The 17,995-nt window shown below is 72.9% G+C and carries 14 protein-coding genes; 9 read left to right on the top strand and 5 right to left on the bottom strand.

The features are described 5' to 3' along the window. Window positions 1-494 precede the first annotated feature (494 nt). Together AB0C76_RS27840 and ptsP are read left to right on the top strand one after the other, a co-directional pair. Window positions 495-944 (top strand): PTS glucose transporter subunit IIA, encoded by a 450-nt coding sequence (locus tag AB0C76_RS27840; protein ID WP_359970803.1) that lies wholly within the window; start codon window positions 495-497, stop codon window positions 942-944. Between the two features lie 102 nt (window positions 945-1,046). Then, the gene (gene ptsP, locus AB0C76_RS27835; RefSeq protein ID WP_359970801.1) at window positions 1,047-2,717 is read left to right on the top strand and encodes a phosphoenolpyruvate--protein phosphotransferase; all 1,671 of its coding nucleotides are present in this window, start codon (window positions 1,047-1,049) and stop codon (window positions 2,715-2,717) included. 68 nt (window positions 2,718-2,785) lie between these two features. On the opposite strand, the gene AB0C76_RS27830 is transcribed toward ptsP, so the two are convergent. From AB0C76_RS27830 to AB0C76_RS27820, 3 genes are all read right to left on the bottom strand, one after another. Continuing rightward, window positions 2,786-4,804, bottom strand: coding sequence for an acetoacetate--CoA ligase (locus AB0C76_RS27830; RefSeq protein WP_359970799.1), 2,019 nt, complete (start codon window positions 4,802-4,804; stop codon window positions 2,786-2,788). 130 nt (window positions 4,805-4,934) lie between these two features. After that, window positions 4,935-5,483: an NUDIX domain-containing protein gene (locus tag AB0C76_RS27825; protein WP_359970797.1), complete on the bottom strand. Its 549-nt coding sequence runs from the start codon at window positions 5,481-5,483 to the stop codon at window positions 4,935-4,937. 34 nt (window positions 5,484-5,517) lie between these two features. Further along, the gene (locus AB0C76_RS27820) at window positions 5,518-6,420 is read right to left on the bottom strand and encodes an NUDIX domain-containing protein (protein WP_359970795.1); all 903 of its coding nucleotides are present in this window, start codon (window positions 6,418-6,420) and stop codon (window positions 5,518-5,520) included. A gap of 247 nt (window positions 6,421-6,667) precedes the next feature. Between AB0C76_RS27820 and mmuM the strand changes: the two genes are divergently transcribed. The 6 genes from mmuM (at window position 6,668) to AB0C76_RS27790 (ending at window position 14,480) form a co-directional block, all read left to right on the top strand. After that, entirely contained in the window at window positions 6,668-7,591 is a 924-nt protein-coding gene (mmuM, locus tag AB0C76_RS27815; RefSeq protein ID WP_359970793.1) for a homocysteine S-methyltransferase, read from the top strand. Window positions 7,592-7,783: 192 nt separating this feature from the next. After that, on the top strand, window positions 7,784-8,548 hold the full coding sequence (locus tag AB0C76_RS27810) for an IclR family transcriptional regulator (RefSeq protein ID WP_359970791.1): 765 nt from the start codon (window positions 7,784-7,786) through the stop codon (window positions 8,546-8,548). A gap of 303 nt (window positions 8,549-8,851) precedes the next feature. Then, window positions 8,852-9,562 carry an MIP/aquaporin family protein gene (locus AB0C76_RS27805; RefSeq protein WP_359970789.1) on the top strand — a complete coding sequence of 237 codons (711 nt, stop codon included), beginning with the start codon at window positions 8,852-8,854 and terminating at the stop codon, window positions 9,560-9,562. Window positions 9,563-9,664: 102 nt separating this feature from the next. After that, the gene (gene glpK / locus AB0C76_RS27800; RefSeq protein ID WP_359970787.1) at window positions 9,665-11,185 is read left to right on the top strand and encodes a glycerol kinase GlpK; all 1,521 of its coding nucleotides are present in this window, start codon (window positions 9,665-9,667) and stop codon (window positions 11,183-11,185) included. A 175-nt stretch (window positions 11,186-11,360) separates the two neighbouring features. Continuing rightward, window positions 11,361-12,956, top strand: coding sequence for a glycerol-3-phosphate dehydrogenase/oxidase (locus AB0C76_RS27795; RefSeq protein WP_359970785.1), 1,596 nt, complete (start codon window positions 11,361-11,363; stop codon window positions 12,954-12,956). 264 nt (window positions 12,957-13,220) lie between these two features. Beyond that, window positions 13,221-14,480 (top strand): amidase domain-containing protein, encoded by a 1,260-nt coding sequence (locus AB0C76_RS27790; RefSeq protein ID WP_359970783.1) that lies wholly within the window; start codon window positions 13,221-13,223, stop codon window positions 14,478-14,480. A gap of 56 nt (window positions 14,481-14,536) precedes the next feature. Here the strand turns inward: AB0C76_RS27790 and AB0C76_RS27785 are convergent, their stop codons facing one another. Beyond that, the gene (locus AB0C76_RS27785) at window positions 14,537-15,757 is read right to left on the bottom strand and encodes an amidohydrolase family protein (protein ID WP_359970781.1); all 1,221 of its coding nucleotides are present in this window, start codon (window positions 15,755-15,757) and stop codon (window positions 14,537-14,539) included. Window positions 15,758-15,841: 84 nt separating this feature from the next. Between AB0C76_RS27785 and AB0C76_RS27780 the strand changes: the two genes are divergently transcribed. Beyond that, window positions 15,842-16,474 carry a TetR/AcrR family transcriptional regulator gene (locus AB0C76_RS27780; protein WP_359970779.1) on the top strand — a complete coding sequence of 211 codons (633 nt, stop codon included), beginning with the start codon at window positions 15,842-15,844 and terminating at the stop codon, window positions 16,472-16,474. Window positions 16,475-16,599: 125 nt separating this feature from the next. Here AB0C76_RS27780 and AB0C76_RS27775 read toward each other — a convergent pair whose 3' ends face one another. Next, window positions 16,600-17,994 (bottom strand): gluconate:H+ symporter, encoded by a 1,395-nt coding sequence (locus AB0C76_RS27775; protein ID WP_359970818.1) that lies wholly within the window; start codon window positions 17,992-17,994, stop codon window positions 16,600-16,602. Between the last annotated feature and the right edge of the window lies 1 nt (window position 17,995).

The following is a 17,995-nucleotide window of genomic DNA, read 5'->3' as shown; positions in this document are numbered from 1 at the left end:
TGGCACGCTGTTGAGTTCTCAAGGAACGGACACTTCCTTCGAGCCGCCTTCCAGCGGGCCCTCCGGGCGCTTCGTTCTTTCGTGTTTCCAGCTTACCAGATGTTTGCCGTGCCGTTTCCGGCGCTTTTCACATCTGAAATCTGCTGTTAACCGCCGACTCGCGGCGACTCGCCCAACCATAGCGGGTCGTCCGCCGGAGTGCGAATCGGGGCGCGCCGGGGTGTCACCCGGTCGGCGGCATGATTTGTTGCTCTCGCGAGCATATACAGCAATGGTCCCGATTCGCCAAGATGCCTGTAGAGTGCGGCGCATCGACCAAGAGGACTAGACCACTAACGGGTTGGTGTGCTGCCGGCCGGCAAGGCGGGCGGGGCGTGAGTCTTCGCCCGAGAATGTCGACAGATGTCCGAAGTTGACATGATTTAGGCTTCAGTTGATCGTCGCGCCGCTGCTCGCGGCCCTTCGCTGTACTGCGCACTTGGGAGGCACAAACCATGACCACTGTGACGTCGCCGCTGACCGGACGGGTCGTCGGGCTCGCCAACGTCCCCGACCCGGTGTTCTCCGGTGCGATGGTCGGTCCCGGCACCGCGGTGGACCCGGTGCGCGAGCCGACCGAGGCGGTCGCTCCGGTGGATGGTGTCGTCGTCTCCATGCACCCGCACGCGTTCGTCGTCGTGGATGCGGACGGGCACGGAGTGCTGACGCACCTCGGCATCGACACCGTGCAGCTGAACGGCGAGGGTTTCGAGCTGCTCGTCAACAAGGGCGACACGGTGACCCGCGGTCAGGCCGTCATCAAGTGGAACCCGGCCGACGTGGAGGCCGCGGGCAAGTCGCCGATCTCGCCGATCGTGGCGCTGGAGGCCGCCGCCGACTCGCTGGGCGACGTCCGCGAGGACGGCGAGACCCAGGCCGGCGACAAGCTGTTCAGCTGGAGCTGACCTCTCTCTATCTTTCCCCACATCCGCCCCGGACGAGATGACGGGGCGGCCCCCACACAGCGGTTCCCGGCGGGGCCGCTCATCTCAGCGGAGACAGGTGACATGACGAAGACGCTGCGCGGCGTGGGTGTGAGCCACGGGGTCGCGATCGGCCAGGTGCGACACATGGGGACGGCGGTGCTGGAGCCGCCGGCCACCCAGATACCGGCCGAGGACGCCCCGCGCGAGCAGGCCCGAGCCCAGGCGGCCGTCGAGGCGGTGGCAGCGGACCTGAACGCCCGCGGCAACCTGGCCGGCGGCGAGGCCCAGGCGGTGCTGGAGGCCCAGGCGCTGATGGCGCAGGACCCGGAGCTGATGGCGGACGTGGCGCGGCGGATCGCCGTGGGCAGCAGTGCCGAGCGCGGCGTCTACGACGCCTTCGCCGCCTACCGCGCGCTGCTCGCGTCGGCCGGGGAGTACCTGGCCGGGCGCGTCGCCGACCTGGACGACGTGCGCAACCGCATCGTCGCGCGGCTGATGGGCGTGCCGATGCCGGGCGTGCCGGACAGCGACGAGCCGTACGTGCTGTTCGCCCGGGACCTGGCTCCGGCCGACACCGCGCTGCTGGACCCGACCCTGGTGCTCGGTTTCGTGACCGAGGAGGGCGGGCCGACCAGCCACAGCGCCATCCTCGCGCGAGCGATGGGCGTGCCGGCCGTGGTCGCTCTGCCGGGGGCGACCGACGTCGCCGAGGGCACCGTGGTGGCCGTGGACGGCAGTTCGGGCGACGTGCTGCTGGAGCCGACGCAGGAGAAGCAGGACGAGCTGCGGGCCGCCGCTGCCGAGCGCAAGGCCGCGCTGGCCGCGTCCACCGGTCCGGGCCGGACCTCGGACGGGCACCGGGTGCCGCTGCTGGCCAACGTCGGCGGTCCGGCGGACGTACCGGCCGCGCTGGAGAACGGCGCCGAGGGCGTCGGCCTGTTCCGCACCGAGTTCCTGTTCCTCGACGACTCGGCGCAGGCCCCGAGCGAGGAGAAGCAGGTCGAGGCGTACCGCAAGGTGCTGGAGGCGTTCCCGGAGGGCCGGGTCGTCGTCCGGGCGCTGGACGCGGGCGCGGACAAGCCGCTGGACTTCCTCACCCCGGCCGACGAACCGAACCCGGCGCTCGGCGTGCGCGGTCTGCGCACCCTGCTGGAGAACCCCGAGGTCATGCGGACGCAGCTGCGCGCGCTGGCCAGGGCCGCCGACGGACTGCCGGTCCACCTCGAGGTCATGGCACCGATGGTGGCCGACCGCAAGGACGCCAAGGACTTCGCCGACGCCTGCCGCGAGGCCGGTCTGAACGCCAAGTTCGGCGCGATGGTGGAGATCCCGTCGGCCGCTCTGCGGGCGCGGGCGATCCTCCAGGAGGTCGAGTTCCTGTCGCTCGGCACCAACGACCTCGCGCAGTACACCTTCGCCGCCGACCGTCAGGTGGGCGCGCTGGCCCGGCTGCAGGACCCGTGGCAGCCGGCGCTGCTCGACCTGATCGCCTCGGCCGCCGACGCGGCGCACGTGGAGGGCAAGAGCTGCGGCGTGTGCGGCGAGGCCGCCGCCGACCCGCTGCTGGCCGTCGTGCTGACGGGCCTGGGCGTCACCAGCCTGTCCATGGGCGCGGCGTCGATCCCGTACGTGCGGTCGACGCTGGCCAAGTACACGCTGGCGCAGTGCCGCCGGGCCGCCGAGGCGGCGCGGGCCACGGACAGCGCCGAGGAGGCGCGCGCCGCGGCGCAGCAGGTGCTCTCCGGCGAGTAAGCAGGCGAGTGCACAGGAGTGGAGAGACGAAGGGGCGCTCCCGGCCGGGGGCGCCCCTTCGGCGTTCGTCAGGACCGGCGGTCGCGGCGAAGCTGCTCGAAGAAGCGCAGGTGGTCGATGTTGTCGACGGAGCCCGGGTTGACGGCCTGCTCCAGCGGGGTGCCGGAGAGGATGCGCTTCACCGGGACCTCGATGCGCTTGCCGGTGAGGGTGTGCGGCAGGCCCCGGACGGTGATGACCTCGTCGGGGACGTGGCGCGGGGAGAGTTCGGTGCGCAGCGAGGTGCGGATGCGGCCGATGAGGTCGTCGTCGAGTTCGGCGCCGGGGGCGAGGACGACGAACAGCGGCATCCAGTAACCGCCGTCGGGCTCCTCCAGGCCGATGACGAGGGACTCGGCGATCTCGGGCAGGCGCTCGACGACCTCGTAGATGTCGGAGGAGCCCATCCGGACGCCCTGGCGGTTGAGGGTGGAGTCGGAGCGGCCGTGGATGACGACGGTGCCGCGGGAGGTGACGGTGATCCAGTCGCCGTGGCGCCAGGTGCCGGGGTACACGTCGAAGTAGCTGTCGTGGTACCGGGTGCCCTCGGGGTCGTTCCAGAAGCCGGTGGGCATGGAGGGGATGGGCTTGGTGACGACGAGTTCGCCGACGGTGTCGGTGAGCGGGTGGCCCTGGACGTCCCAGGACTCGACGGCGGCGCCGAGGCAGGGGGCCTGGATCTCGCCGAGGTACACGGGCAGGGTGGGGACGCCGCCGACGAAGCACGAGCAGACGTCGGTGCCGCCGCTGACGGAGGCGAGCCAGACGTCCTCCTTGACCTCGTCGTAGATCCAGCGGAAGCCGTCGGGCGGGAGCGGGGAGCCGGTGGTGCCGATGCAGCGGACGGCGGAGAGGTCGAGGTCGCGGCCGGGGTGGAGGCCGGCCTTGCGGCTGGCGATGACGTAGGCGGCGGAGGTGCCGAGGACGGTGGCGCCGGTGCGGGCGGCGACCGACCACAGGGCGCCGGTGTCGGGGTGGCCGGGGCTTCCGTCGTAGGTGACGATCGTGGCGCCGACGAGGAGGCCGCCGAGCAGGAAGTTCCACATCATCCAGCCGGTGGAGGTGTACCAGAGGAAGCGGTCCTGCGGGGTGAGGTCGAGGTGCAGGCCGACCTGCTTGAGGTGTTCGAGCAGGATGCCGCCCTGGCTCTGGACGATGGCCTTGGGCAGGCCCGTGGTGCCGGAGGAGTAGAGCACCCAGAGCGGGTGGTCGAAGGGGACCGGCTCGAAGACCGGGGCGACGTCGGCGGCTGTCAGGTCCTCCCACTGGAGGGCGCCCTCGGGGGCCGGGGCACCGAGCAGGGGGACGTGCACGACGGTGTGCAGGCTGGGGAGTTCCCGGCGCAGCTCCGCGACGACGTCGGTGCGGTCGTGGTCCTTGCCGCCGTAGTGGTAGCCGTCGACGGCGAACAGGACGGTGGGCTCGATCTGCTGGAGGCGGTCGAGGACGCTGCGGGCGCCGAAGTCGGGGGCGCAGCTGGTCCAGATCGCACCGACGGCGGCGGTGGCGAGGAGGGCGACGGCGGCCTGCGGGACGTTGGGCAGGTAGGCGCTGACGCGGTCGCCGGGGCGAACGCCGCGGGCGCGCAGGGCGGCGGCGAGGGAGCCGACCTGGCGGCGCAGTTCGGACCAGGTGAGGACGGCCGGCTGCTCGGTGGTCTCGTCGAGGTGGAGGATCGCGGGGCGGTCGGCGTTCGCGGGGTCCTCGGCGGCGCGCAGGGCCTGCTCGGCGTAGTTGAGGCGGGCGCCGGGGAACCAGCGCGCGCCGGGCATGGCCGGGTCGGCGAGGACGGTCTCGGGGGCCTCGGTGAAGCGGACGTCGAACCACTGCGTCACCGCGGTCCAGAACCGGCCGAGGTCCTCGGTGGACCAGGCGTGCAGGGCGGCGTAGCGCTCGGCGGCCTGCTGGTCGTCGTCGGCCGGGGCGAGCGGGGCGGCCGGGGCGCCGTGGTGTTCGGCGGCCCAGGCCTGGAACGCCACGAGGCTGGTCGCGGCGGCGCGAGCGGGGTTGGGGCGCCAGAGCGGCTGGTCCTGGAGGGGGGTGCTCACGGTAGTGGTCTCCCGGCCGGTGGTGGGGACGGGAGTGCTCGTGGCGGGCCCGTCCGGTTGGGCTGTCGGTGCAGACCATGCCATGTGAGCGGCCGCTGCGCCAGGGTCTGCCGCGGGAGTGGCGGGCTGGTCAGCGGCGGTCGAGCTCGCCGTTGAACCAGGCGCGGGAGACGTTGGTGTGGAAGTCCCAGACGAGCCGGGTGTCGGGGTCGGCGAGCAGCCAGCCGTCGGTCTCGTCGGTGGGGCGCGAGGGCGGGAGTTCGGTGAGGGGGCGGGCGGGGAGCAGACCGCAGAGGAACACGAAGCGGCCGTGGGGGTCGGAGGAGGTGGAGACGAGGGTGACGTCGGCGGCGTCGGCCTGGATGCCGGTCTCCTCGCGCAGTTCGCGTACGCAGGCCTGCTGCCAGGTCTCGCCGAAGTCGATGTAGCCGCCGGGGAAGGCGAGTTCGCCGTAGCCGGGCTCGATGGTGCGGCGGATGACGACGAGGGCGGGGTCGGCGTCGGGCCGGGTGACGGGCAGGACGGTGACGGCGACGGGCAGCGGGTTGCGGTAGCTGATCTCGGTGCAGCCGGGGCAGGTGCGGGGCCAGTCGCGGGTGCCGGGCGGGTAGGGCGTTCCGCAGAAGTGGCAGTGGGAGAAGGGGCGGTTGACCGTGCTCGTCACGTCGTCGGTGGTCATGTCCGGATGGTAGTCCGGGGACGGCGGCGGGCGGTCAGCGGATCTCGTCCTCGCGGGCGGGGCGCAGCAGGGCGGGGTGGAGGAGGCGGGCGTCGCCGGCGCGGTAGGTGCGGGCGCGGGGGCCGCCGCGGGCTCCGCCGCGTTCGGTGGTGGTGCCGGTGCTCTCGACGAAGCCGGGGACGGAGAGGACCTTGCGGTGGAAGTTGCCGGGGTGGAGCTTCTCGTCCCAGACGGCCTCGTAGACGGCGCGCAGCTCGGGGATGGTGAAGTCGGGGGGCAGGAAGGCGGTGGCCAGCGGGCTGTACTCGATCTTGGCGCGGGCGCGGTCGAGGCCGTCGGTGAGGATGCGGGCGTGGTCGAAGGCGAGCGTGATGGGGCCGCTGGGCCCGCCGACGCCACCCCCGTGGGTGTCGGCGGGCTCAGCGGCGGTCTCGGGGGGGCCGGCGGGCCCGAGGGCGAGGCCGTCGACCGGGTACCAGGCGGCGGCCGCGGCGTCGGTGCCGGCCTGGGGGTCGGGGAGGTCGGGGGCGAAGGCGAGGTAGGCGACGGAGACGACGTGCATGCGCGGGTCGCGGTGGGGGGCGCCGTAGGTGCCGAGCTGTTCGAGGTGGATGCGGCTGAGTGCGGACTCCAGGTCGGAGCTGCCCACCAGGCCCGTCTCCTCGGCGAGTTCGCGGGCGGCGGCCTCGTCGAGGCCCTCCTCACCGGCGCGCAGGAAGCCGCCGGGCAGCGCCCAGGAGCCCTGGTAGGGCGGGGCGGCGCGCTCGACGAGAAGGACGTGGAGGCGTCCTTCGCGCAGGGTGAGGGCGACGACGTCGACCGTGACGGCCACCGGGGTGTAGGCGCGCGGGTCGTAGGCGGCGAGCCATTCGCGCTCGGCCTCCGGGCCGCTGTGGTGCGGGCCGGTGTGGGGCGGGCGGGGCTCGTCGGCGGCCATCGTCGGCGTCTCCGTGCTGTCGTCTCGTGCCGGTGTGCTGTCGCGCTCGGACGCGCTCTGACCTGCCGCCCTGGCTCGTACCGCGCCCGGGCGTCTTGCGTGGGGCCGTGGCGGGGCCGCGACCGTCGTTCTCGGGATGAGCACAACGTAGCGAGTCCGTTCCGGCCCGGCAAACGGTTTTCCGGGCGGGCGAGGGCGCTCGGCTCCTAGGCTGTGACCAGCCATGACCGTGCCCGAGGAGGCCCCCATGCCCGCCACTCCCCCGTCGGACTTCGCCGCCGCGCTGGCGGCCGGCCCCTTGGTCCTGGACGGCGGGATGTCGAACCAGCTGGCGGCGCAGGGGCACGACCTGTCGGACGAGCTGTGGTCGGCGCGGCTGCTGGCGGACGCGCCGGAGGCGGTGGTGGAGGCGCACCGGGCGTACTTCGCGGCCGGGGCGGAGGTCGCCATCACCGCGAGCTACCAGGCGAGTTTCGACGGTTTCGCGCGGCACGGGCTGAGCCGGTCGGAGTCGGCGCGGCTGATGGCGCGCAGCGTGGAACTGGCCCGGGAGGCGGCGCGCGGCGAACCGGGCGGGCGGCGGCGCTGGGTGGCGGCCTCGGTGGGGCCGTACGGCGCGGTGCTGGCGGACGGTTCGGAGTACCGCGGGCGGTACGGGCTGAGCGTCGCGGAGCTGGTGGCGTTCCACCGGCCGCGGCTGGAGGTGCTCGCGACGGCGGGCCCGGACGTGCTGGCGCTGGAGACGGTGCCGGACGCGGACGAGGCGGAGGCGGTGCTGGAGGTCGTCCGGGGGCTCGGGGTGCCGGCCTGGCTGTCGTACAGCATCGCGGGCGACCGGACGCGGGCCGGGCAGCCGCTGGCCGAGGCGTTCGCGCTGGCGCGGGACGTCGACGAGGTGGTGGCGGTGGGCGTGAACTGCTGCACTCCGCAGGACGCGGACCTGGCGGTGGCCCTGGCGGCGGAGGTGACGGGAAAGCCGGTGGTGGTGTACCCGAACAGCGGGGAGCACTGGGACCCTGAGACGCGGGGCTGGCGCGGGGAGCCGACGTTCCGCTCGGCGCGCGTGCGAGGCTGGCTCGCGGACGGGGCCAGGCTGGTCGGCGGGTGCTGCCGGGTCGGGCCGGACGGGATCGCGGCGCTGGCGGCGGAGGTGACCGTCCGGCGGGGCTGAGGCCGGGGCGGGGACGGACCGGGAACGGAACCCGGAGCCGGACCCGGAACGGACCCGGGGCCGCGGAGGTTAACAGGCGGCCGAGCGCGGGTTACCGAGGGGGAAGGTGCACGGAGCACCGAACGCCTGGCAAACTCGTCCCGTTATCACTGCGGTCGACAATGTCGACCGCCTGTCAGCGCGGAGGTACCCATGCCCGGCCCGATCCAGTCGCTCTCCCGGGCCGCCGCGATCATGCGCCTGCTGGCCGGCGGCGAGCGCCGCCTGGGCCTGTCCGAGGTCGCGACGGCGCTCGACCTCGCCAAGGGCACCGCGCACGGCATCCTGCGCACGCTGCAGCAGGAGGGGTTCGTCGAACAGGACCCGGAGAGCGGCAAGTACCAGCTGGGCGCCGAGCTGCTGCGCCTCGGCCAGAGCTACCTGGACGTGCACGAGCTGCGCGCGCGGGCGCTGGTGTGGGCCGACGACCTGGCCCGGGCAACGGGCGAGACCGTCTATCTCGGGGTGCTGCACCACCAGGGCGTGCTGATCGTGCACCACGTGTTCCGGCCGGACGACACCAGGCAAGTGCTGGAGGTCGGGTCGATGCAGCCGCTGCACAGCACCGCCCTCGGCAAGGTGCTGGTGGCCTACGACCCGGTCGCGCGCGGGGAGTTGGGCGACGGACCGTACGAGTCCTACACGCTGCGGACGCTGACCGAGGCGAGCGACCTGGACGCGGAGTGCGCGCTGATCCGCGAACGCGGCTGGGCGGACTCGATCGAGGAGACCTGGGAGGGCGTGGCCTCGATCGGCGCGTTGATCCAGGACCGGCGGCGCAACCCGGTGGGCGCGGTGTGCATCAGCGGGCCGGTGGAGCGGGTGTGTGAGGACGGCTTCGTGCGGCCCTCGCTGGTGGCCTCGGTGCGCAGCGCGGCGCGGGCGATCTCGCGCGATCTGGGCGCCGGCCGGTTCTGAGCACCGGAGTCGAATCGTCACGCTGAGGCGCGGACGGGCGGTAGGCCTGTCCGCGCCTTGGCGTTTTGCCCCGATTCGGCACACTCCGCTGGGTAACTTCGGGGAGCGGACCGAGGCGAGGGTCACAGCTGCGTAACCCCGCCTTGACGTGGGGCCGACCTGGGGAGGAAGCTTCCGCATGACGGTCGACATTGTCGAACGATGGCCGGGAAGATCACTCCCACGGCGCGCTCACCCGCACAGCGATCACCCGGCCGCCCGCCCCCACCCGCACCTCCGGGCCTCATGGACAAGGGAGTCTTTGTGTCCGCGTTCTCCAACGGCGACGTCTTCGTCGGCGAAACCCTCGGCACCGCCGCCCTGATACTCCTCGGCGGCGGCGTCTGCGCCGCCGTGACCCTCAAGAAGTCGAAGGCCTTCAACGCCGGCTGGCTGGCGATCACCTTCGGCTGGGGCTTCGCGGTCCTCATCGCGGCCTACATGACCGGGCCCAAGTCCGGCGCCCAGCTCAACCCGGCCGTCACCATCGCGCTCGCGGTCAAGAGCGGCGACTGGAGCCAGGTGCCGCTCTACCTCGGCTCCCAGATGCTCGGCGCGATGATCGGCGCCACGCTCGTCTGGCTCACCTACCTCGGCCAGTTCCAGGCCAACGAGGAGCCCACCCTCGGCATCTTCTCGACCGGTCCCGAGATCCGGAACCCCGTCCAGAACCTGATGACCGAGATCATCGGCACCTTCGTCCTCTGCATGGCGATCCTCACCCTCGGCGCCAACGACCTCAAGGGCATGGGCACCCTCATCGTGGCCCTGACCGTCGTCGGCATCGGCCTCTCCCTCGGCGGCCCGACCGGCTACGCGATCAACCCGGCCCGTGACCTCGGCCCGCGCATCATCCACTCCATCCTGCCGATCCCGAACAAGGGCGGCTCGGACTGGTCGTACGCCTGGATCCCGGTCGTCGGCCCGCTCGCCGGCGGCGCGCTGGCCGGCGTGCTCTACAACGCCCTGTTCTAAGCGACGGGTTCGAACCCGCCGAGCACGGGGACTGACCGGACGACCGACCGCGTCAGGCCCACCCACCCCGTCATCCCCCCGACCCGAGCCGAGGACCTCCCCATGACCTCCACTGGCAACTACATCGCCGCGATCGACCAGGGCACCACCTCCAGCCGCTGCATCATCTTCGGCGCCGACGGCCGCATCGTCTCCGTCGACCAGCAGGAGCACCGCCAGATCTTCCCCCAGCCCGGCTACGTCGAGCACGACGCCGCCGAGATCTGGACCCGGGTGCAGTCCGTCGTCCGCGGCGCGCTGGAGAAGGCCGGCCTCACCAAGGACGACATCCGCGCGATCGGCATCACCAACCAGCGCGAGACCACCGTCCTGTGGGACAAGAACACCGGCGAGCCCGTGCACAACGCACTGGTGTGGCAGGACACCCGCACCGAGGCGCTCTGCCGCGAGCTCGGCCGCAACGTCGGCCAGGACCGCTTCCGCCGCGAGACCGGCCTCCCGCTGGCCAGCTACTTCGCCGGTCCGAAGATCCGCTGGCTGCTGGACAACGTCGAGGGCCTGCGCGAGCGCGCCGAGGCCGGCGACATCCTCTTCGGCACCATGGACACCTGGGTGATCTGGAACCTCACCGGTGGTGTCGACGGCGGCAAGCACGTCACCGACGTCACCAACGCCAGCCGCACCATGCTGATGAACCTCAAGACCCTCGCCTGGGACGAGGCCATCGCCGAGTCGATGGGCGTGCCGATGGCCGTCCTGCCGGAGATCCGCTCCTCCGCCGAGGTCTACGGCGAGGCCGTCGGCGACCTGGCCGGCGTCCCGGTGGCCTCCGCGCTCGGCGACCAGCAGGCCGCGCTGTTCGGCCAGACCTGCTTCAACGAGGGCGAGGCCAAGTCCACCTACGGCACCGGCACCTTCCTGCTGCTCAACACCGGCGAGAAGATCGTCAACTCGTACCACGGCCTGCTGACCACCGTCGGCTACCGGATCGGCGACCAGGCCCCGGTGTACGCCCTGGAAGGCTCGATCGCCGTCACCGGCTCGCTCGTCCAGTGGCTGCGCGACCAGCTCGGCATCATCTCCACCGCCGCCGAGATCGAGACCCTCGCCAACACGGTCGAGGACAACGGCGGCGCCTACTTCGTCCCGGCCTTCTCCGGCCTGTTCGCCCCGTACTGGCGCTCCGACGCCCGCGGTGTGATCGCCGGCCTGACCCGGTACGTCACCAAGGGCCACCTGGCCCGGGCCGTCCTGGAGGCCACCGCCTGGCAGACCCGCGAGGTCGTCGACGCCATGCAGAAGGACTCCGGGGTCGAGCTCACCGCGCTCAAGGTCGACGGCGGCATGACCAGCAACAACCTGCTCATGCAGAACATCGCCGACGTCCTGGACGCCCCGGTCGAGCGCCCGTACGTGGCCGAGACCACCGCCCTCGGCGCGGCCTACGCGGCCGGACTCGCCGTCGGCTTCTGGAACGACCTCGACACCCTGCGGGCCAACTGGCACCGCGCCGCCGAGTGGACCCCGCGCATGGACGAGGCCACCCGCGAGCGCGAGTACAAGAAGTGGCTCAAGGCCGTGGAGCGCACCATGGGCTGGGTGGAGGAGGAAGAGAACAACTGACCGTGACGCCGGTCGGGGCCCCGTGCCCCGGCCGGCTGCCCGCTGTTCCAGCAGCAGGTGTCACCGCGTTTTGACCGGCCCGCCGCAAACGGGCCCACCGGCCTCTCCGCAGGGGCCGCACCGCACACGAGAGGAGTAACGGCGCAGCCCGACCAGCGCGCCGTACACAACCACCATGGCAACCATCCCGACCCTGGGCGCCGAGCGCACCGCCGGCCGCACCGCCTCCCGCGCCGAGACCCGCGAGCTGCTCGGCAAGGCCACCTACGACCTGCTGGTGATCGGGGGCGGCATCCTCGGCACGGCCGTCGCCTGGACCGCGTCCCAGGCCGGCCTGAAGGTCGCCATGGTCGACGCCGGCGACTTCGCCGGCGCCACCTCCAGCGCCTCCTCCAAGCTCGTCCACGGCGGCCTGCGCTACCTGCAGACCGGCGCGGTCAAGCTGGTCGCGGAGAACCACAAGGAGCGCCGCGCGCTCTCCACCGACGTGGCCCCGCACCTCGTCAACCCGCTGACCTTCTTCGTGCCGGTCTACAAGGGCGGCCCGCACGGCGCGGCCAAGCTCGGCGCCGGCGTGTTCCTGTACTCGGCGCTGTCCGCCTTCCGCGACGGCATGGGCCGCGTCTCCACCGCCGCCCACGCCGCCCAGCAGGTGCCGGCGCTGCGCACCGAGGGCCTGCGCTCGGTGGCCGTCTACGGCGACCACCAGATGAACGACTCGCGCGTCGCCGTGATGACCGTCCGCGCCGCGGTCGACGCCGGCGCCGTCGTGCTCAACCACGCCGAGGTCACCGGCCTGCGCTTCACCGGCGGCCGGGTCACCGGCGCCGAGGTGCGCGACCGCCTCGACGGCAGCGAGTTCGGCGTCAACGCCCGCCTGGTGCTCAACGCCACCGGCCCCTGGGTCGACCACCTGCGCACCATGGAGGACGCCGGCGCCGCGCCGTCGATCCGCCTCTCCAAGGGCGCGCACGTCGTCGTCAAGCGCCGCTCGCCGTGGCGCGCCGCGCTGACCATCCCGATCGACAAGTACCGCGTCTCCTTCGCCATCCCGTGGGAGGACCACGTCCTGCTCGGGACCACCGACGAGGAGTACACGGGCGACCCGAAGGACGTCCGCGCCACCCAGGCCGACATCGACCAGATCATGGGAGAGGCCGCGCACGCCATCCGCGACGAGCACCTCGACCGCGACCTGATCACCTACTCCTTCGCGGGCCTGCGCGTCCTGCCCGGCGGCCCCGGCGACACCGCCGCCGCCAAGCGCGAGACCGTCGTCACCGAGGGCCGCGGCGGCATGCTGTCGGTCTCCGGCGGCAAGTGGACCACCTACCGGCACATCGGCCGCGCCGTGCTGGAGAAGCTGGCCCACGTGCCCGGCACCGGCCTCGCCGAGGACATGTCCCCGATCGCCCCGACCGTCCCGCTGCCGGGCGTCGGCGCGCCGAACGCCGTCGCGCACCGCCTGCTGATCGACCGCGAGCCCGGCTCCCGCATGGAGCCGCTGGTGGCCAAGCACCTCGCCAGCCACTACGGCACCCTGTCCTTCGAGATCGCCCGCATGATCGACGAGAACCCTGAGCTCGGCCGGCCGATCCACGAGGACGGCCCGGACGTGTGGGCCCAGGTCGCCTACGCCGCCGAGAACGAGTGGGCGTACACGGCGGACGACGTGCTGCGCCGCCGCACGACCATGACGGTGCGCGGGCTGGACACGCCGGAGATCCGCGACGAGGTCGAGGCCTTCCTCGCGAAGCGTGGGAGCAAGTAAGCACAGCCTCGCGAAGCGTGGGAGCACGTAACTGCTCGCTGCCGGCTGGCAGTTCGCCGCAGTAGCGATTCCGTCCGAGAGGGGCGGGCACCCGGATCACCCGGCGTGTCCGCCCCTCGGTCGTTCGCGTCACGATCGGATCAAGTTCCCGGCGGAATCCTCAGGATCCGGGGTGGTTTGCCCCGGCTTGCCGTGATCATCTTTCCGGCCGGTCTTCCCTATGCTCCGGACCGCTGTTCACCAACAGTTGGCCAAGGAGCACCCATGAATCCCCCAAGACGGACCGTCGGCGGTGCGCTGGCCATCGCCCTGGCACTCTCACTGACGGCTGCGGCGCCGGTCGCCTTCGCGGCCAAGCCGAAGCCCAAGCCCTCCCCCGGCAAACCGCCGGTGGTGGCCGCCACCGACCCGACCGGCAGCATCGCCGCCGCCCGGGTGGCCGCGCGGACCACCGGTCAGCGCGTCGAGGCGGTGTCCGAGCGCAGTGAGGTGTCCACCACCTGGGTGAACCCGGACGGCACCCTCACCACCGAGCTGTCGGCCGGGCCGGTGCGCTTCCTGCGCGACGGCGCGTGGACCGACGTCGACCTGACGCTCCGGGCGGCGCCCGACGGCTCGGTCGCCCCGGCCGGGCACCCCCACGCGATGAAGCTGGCCGGCCCCGGCGGCAAGCGCCCGCGCTCCCTCGCCGAGGCGCAGGCCGCCCAGGCCCCCGCCGGCGGCGCCGTCCCGGCCGGGTACGACTACAACGGCACCGCCGACTGGGCCCGCCGCAACGTCGGGACCAGGTGGGAGTACGGCCAGGACTGCACCAACTTCGCCTCCAAGGCGCTCTACTACGGCGGCGGGATGCACACCCGCGCCGGCTGGCGCAGCTGGGACAGCGCGTGGTGGAAGCAGGACTACTGGTTCTTCGGCTCGCACGTGAACCGCAGCTACACCTGGGCGGGCGCCGCCAACCTGCACCGGCACCTGCTGAACCACCGGTCCTCGACCTGGCTGACCAGCACGTACCACGCTCGGCCCGGCGACATCGTCTTCTTCAAGTGGCGCAACGAGCGCAACATCAACCACGCTGCGGTGGTCGTCAGTTGGGGATCCAGGATGGAGCTGCGCCAGCACGGCCGACAGGGCGTCACCACGCTGAACGACGTGCTGTCGGACGCCGAGCTGCAGTTCAGGAGCGACTACTCCTCGCACCCGCACCTCGAGGTGACGGGGTATCCGGTGCCCGGCACGCTGGACGTGGTGCAGCAGGTGGTGTGGCGGATCGCCGACGGGTCCGGGGACCGGCTCGCGAAGCTGGGCACCTCGGACGGCGGCGACGCCGGCAGCATCTCCGCCGCGTGGGTCCGGGAGTTCCGCAAGGGCGCCCAGGGAGCGGTCACGGCCGACTTCCAGGACGACCCGACGGACCGGCAGACCGTCGTCGTCACCTTCCACGACACCGGACAGACGAAAGAGCTCACGCTCCGGCCCGGCGGGCGGAACGGGGAGGACGGCTGGCGGGTCGCACTGAGGTGACCACCGCCTGAGGGGCGGGCGTTCGGGATTCCGGACGCCCGCCCTTCGCCGTCCGCTCAGACCGGCCGCCCCGCCTTGATGACGTGGCGCAGGTGGCGGTCCGGGCGGGTGAGGACGGTGACGTCGGCCAGCGGGTCACCGTCGACGACCAGGAGGTCCGCGTGGGCGCCCGGCGCCAGCGTGCCGATCTCGCCCGCCATGCCGAGCAGTCGGGCCGCCGTCGTCGTCGCCGAGCGCAGGACGTCCGCGACCGGCTGCACCTGGGCGCGGATCGTGAACTCCTCCAGCTGCGCGGGATGGAGCGGGCCGAGCAGGTCGCTTCCGTACACGAGGTTGACGCCCGCGCGGTGGGCGCGTTCCAAGGCCTCCAGGCCGCGGTCGCGGACCTCGGCGAGCTTGCCGACCGAAGCCGGCGGCAGGCCGGAGCGGGCGCCGAGCTTCGCGGTCTGCTCGTACGCGACGAGGGTCGGCACCAGGAAGGCGTCCTTCTCCAGGAGCAGCTCGACCGTCGTGTCGTCCAGCAGGTTGCCGTGCTCGACGCAGCGCACGCCGGCCCGCAGCGCCCGGTCGATCGCGCGCGGGTGGTAGGCGTGCACGGTGACGTAGCGGTTGTGGTTCTCCGCCTCCTCGACGGCTGCCCGGATCTCCGCCTCGCTGTACTGGACGGCGCCGATCTCGTCGTGCGGGGAGGCGACGCCGCCCGACATCAGGACCTTCAGGTGGCGGGCGCCCTTGCGGAACTCGTCGCGGGCGGCGGCCCGGACGGCGTCCACGCCGTCGGCGATCCGACCGAAGTTCGGACGGGACTCGCAGCAGGGCAGCGCGTCGTCGCCGAGCGGGCGCAGGTCGCCGTGGCCGCCGGTCTGCGACAGCGCCTTGCCTCCGTGGAGCAGCCGGGGGCCGAGCGCGAGGCCCTCGTCGAGGGCGCGGGTCATGCCGTGGTCGGCGCCGCCGACGTCGCGGACGGTGGTGAAGCCGCGGCGCAGCATGCGCCCGGCCTCGGCGAGGGCGCGGACGGTCGCGTAGCCGGGGGTCCAGTTCGGAACGTCGTGCAGGTCGAGCGTGGTGACGAGCAGGTGGACGTGGGCGTCGATCAGGCCGGGCAGGACGGTGTCCCCCGCGGCGTCGAGCACCCGGACGTCGTCGCCGGCGGCGGGCGCCCGGCCGGGGCCGGTGGCGGCGATCCGGCCGTCGGCGACCTCGATCCAGCCGAGGTCGGTGCGGACGCCGTCCTCGGGGTGGAGCAGGCGGGCGTTGGTGATCAACAGGCGGCTCATGGGCGGGACCTCCGGGGTCGGCCGGTTTCAGTACGGCTCGTATTGAATACGACTCGTACTGAATACACCATGTATCGTTGCCCTGTGAACCCACCTCCCTCCGGACCGGTCGCCGAGCCGCCCGCTCCGCGGCCGCCGCGCCGGCGCGTCCACACCCGTGCGCGGCTGCTGGCCGCGGCGGGCGAGCTCTTCCTGACCGTGGGCTTCGCGCGGACGAGCATCGAGGACGTCTGCGCCGCCGCCGGCTACACCCGTGGCGCCTTCTACTCGAACTTCGGCAGCAAGGAGGACCTCCTCCTCGCGCTCTTCGACGAGCAGGCGGCCGGGCGGATCGCCCAGCTGGAGGAACTGGCCGCGGCCTGCGAGGCGCTCGCCCCGCGGGAACGGGCCCGGAGGCTCGTCGAGGCGCTGCTGCGGGTCGAGCCGGCGGAGACCGGGTGGATCCTGCTGTTCCTGGAGTTCCGGCTGGTCGTCGCCCGCACGGAAGGGCTCGCCGAGCGGGTCGCCGCGCACGACCGCGAGGTCTCCGCGGCGCTGGCCGGCGTGCTGACGCGGGCGCTGCCCGAACTCGTGCCCCCGGGCGCCACGGCGGGGCAGGCCGCGGCGGTGATGCTCGCCGCGCGGGAGGGGCTGCTGGCACGGACGGCCGCGGGCGGCACCGTCGCGGAGGACCTGCTCGACGCGACGGCGGCGGTGCTGTCGGGGGTGCTGGGCTAGGGCGCTCCCCGCAGCGCGCCGGGGGCCGGCACCCGTTTCGGTACGGGTGCCGGCCCTGCGTGGTCCGGGGTGCCGCCAGTGCCGCGGCCGGACGGGTCCACCGTGGTGCGACCCCCGGCACGGCACTAGACGATCAGGCTCAGCGGCATGATCAGGGCGATCGCGACGACCGAGATCACCGTCTCCATCACCGACCAGGACTTCAGCGTCTGGCCGACGCTCATCCCGAAGTACTCCTTCACCAGCCAGAAGCCGGCGTCGTTCACGTGCGAGAGGAACAGCGAGCCGGCGCCGATCGCGAGGACCAGCAGCGCCGCGTGGGTCGAGGACATGGTCGCCGCGAGCGGGGAGACGATGCCGGCCGCGGTGATGGTGGCGACCGTCGCCGAGCCGGTGGCCAGACGGATCAGCACGGCGATCAGCCAGCCCAGCAGCAGCGCCGAGACGTGCCACTTTCCGGACCACTCGCTGACCGCGTTGCCGACGCCGACGTCGATCAGGGTCTGCTTGAAGCCGCCGCCGGCGCCGACGATGAACACGATGCCGGCGATCGGGCCCAGCGACTTGCCGACGGTGTCGGAGATCCGGGCCCGGTCGAAGCCCGCCGCCCGCCCGAGGGTCAGCATCCCGAGCAGGGTCGCGGCGAGCAGCGCGATCAGCGGCGACCCGACGAAGTCGAACACCCGCCGGCCGAGCGCCTTCGGGTCGTCGATCACGACGTCCGCGAGCGCCTTTCCGAGCATCAGCACGACCGGCAGCAGGATGGTCGCCAGGACGGCGCCGAACGACGGCGTGCGCTCGGGCCGGGCGCTCTCCTCCGGGGCGGTGGCAGCCGGGATCTCCAAGGGCCCCACCCAGCGCTCCGCCACGCGGGCGAACAGCGGGCCGGCGATGATCAGGGTCGGGATCGCGATCACCAGGCCGAGCGCCAGGGTGATGCCGAGGTCCGCCTTCAGCGCGTCGACGGCCACCAGCGGGCCCGGGTGCGGGGGCACCAGGCCGTGCAGCACCGACAGGCCGGCGAGGGCGGGGATGCCGATCCGCATCAGCGGCACGTTGCCGCGGCGCGCCACCAGCAGCACGATCGGGATCAGCAGCACGACGCCGACCTCGAAGAACAGCGGCAGGCCGAGCACCGCCGCTATCAGCGCCATCGCCCAGGGCAGCGCCCTGCGGCCGGACCGGGCCAGCACGGTGTCCGCGATGATGGTGGCGCCGCCCGAGTCGGCGAGCAGCTTGCCGAGCATCGCTCCGAGGCCGATCAGCAGGCCGACGCTCGCCACGGTCGATCCGAAACCCGTCGAGAAGCTGTTCAGCAGCTTGTCGAACGGCACGCCGGCGACCGCGGCCAGCAGGCCCGACCCGAGCGTGAGAGCGAGGAACGGGTGCATCTTCAGCTTGGTGATCAGCAGGACGATCGCACCGATGCTCAGCAGCACCGCGACCAGCAGTTGGGAGTCACTGCCGGTGTGCGGCAGGGCCGGTGGGGCGGCCGCTGCCAGCAGAGTCGTGGGGGACATA

This window comes from Kitasatospora sp. NPDC048722 (assembly GCF_040650235.1).
GTDB lineage: Bacteria > Actinomycetota > Actinomycetes > Streptomycetales > Streptomycetaceae > Kitasatospora.
The sequence above is the reverse complement of the archived record's forward strand: the minus strand, read 5'-3'. Positions and strand labels throughout refer to the sequence as shown.

Bases quoted from the DNA above. Each gene is read 5' to 3' on its own strand.
- AB0C76_RS27785 (WP_359970781.1), bottom strand. From the start codon at position 15,757: ATGAGCCGCCTGTTGATCACCAACGCCCGCCTGCTCCACCCCGAGGAC.
- AB0C76_RS27820 (WP_359970795.1), bottom strand. From the start codon at position 6,420: ATGGCCGCCGACGAGCCCCGCCCGCCCCACACCGGCCCGCACCACAGC.
- AB0C76_RS27795 (WP_359970785.1), top strand. From the start codon at position 11,361: ATGGCAACCATCCCGACCCTGGGCGCCGAGCGCACCGCCGGCCGCACC.
- ptsP (WP_359970801.1), top strand. From the start codon at position 1,047: ATGACGAAGACGCTGCGCGGCGTGGGTGTGAGCCACGGGGTCGCGATC.
- AB0C76_RS27840 (WP_359970803.1), top strand. From the start codon at position 495: ATGACCACTGTGACGTCGCCGCTGACCGGACGGGTCGTCGGGCTCGCC.
- mmuM (WP_359970793.1), top strand. From the start codon at position 6,668: ATGCCCGCCACTCCCCCGTCGGACTTCGCCGCCGCGCTGGCGGCCGGC.
- AB0C76_RS27775 (WP_359970818.1), bottom strand. From the start codon at position 17,994: ATGTCCCCCACGACTCTGCTGGCAGCGGCCGCCCCACCGGCCCTGCCG.
- glpK (WP_359970787.1), top strand. From the start codon at position 9,665: ATGACCTCCACTGGCAACTACATCGCCGCGATCGACCAGGGCACCACC.
- AB0C76_RS27790 (WP_359970783.1), top strand. From the start codon at position 13,221: ATGAATCCCCCAAGACGGACCGTCGGCGGTGCGCTGGCCATCGCCCTG.
- AB0C76_RS27810 (WP_359970791.1), top strand. From the start codon at position 7,784: ATGCCCGGCCCGATCCAGTCGCTCTCCCGGGCCGCCGCGATCATGCGC.
- AB0C76_RS27825 (WP_359970797.1), bottom strand. From the start codon at position 5,483: ATGACCACCGACGACGTGACGAGCACGGTCAACCGCCCCTTCTCCCAC.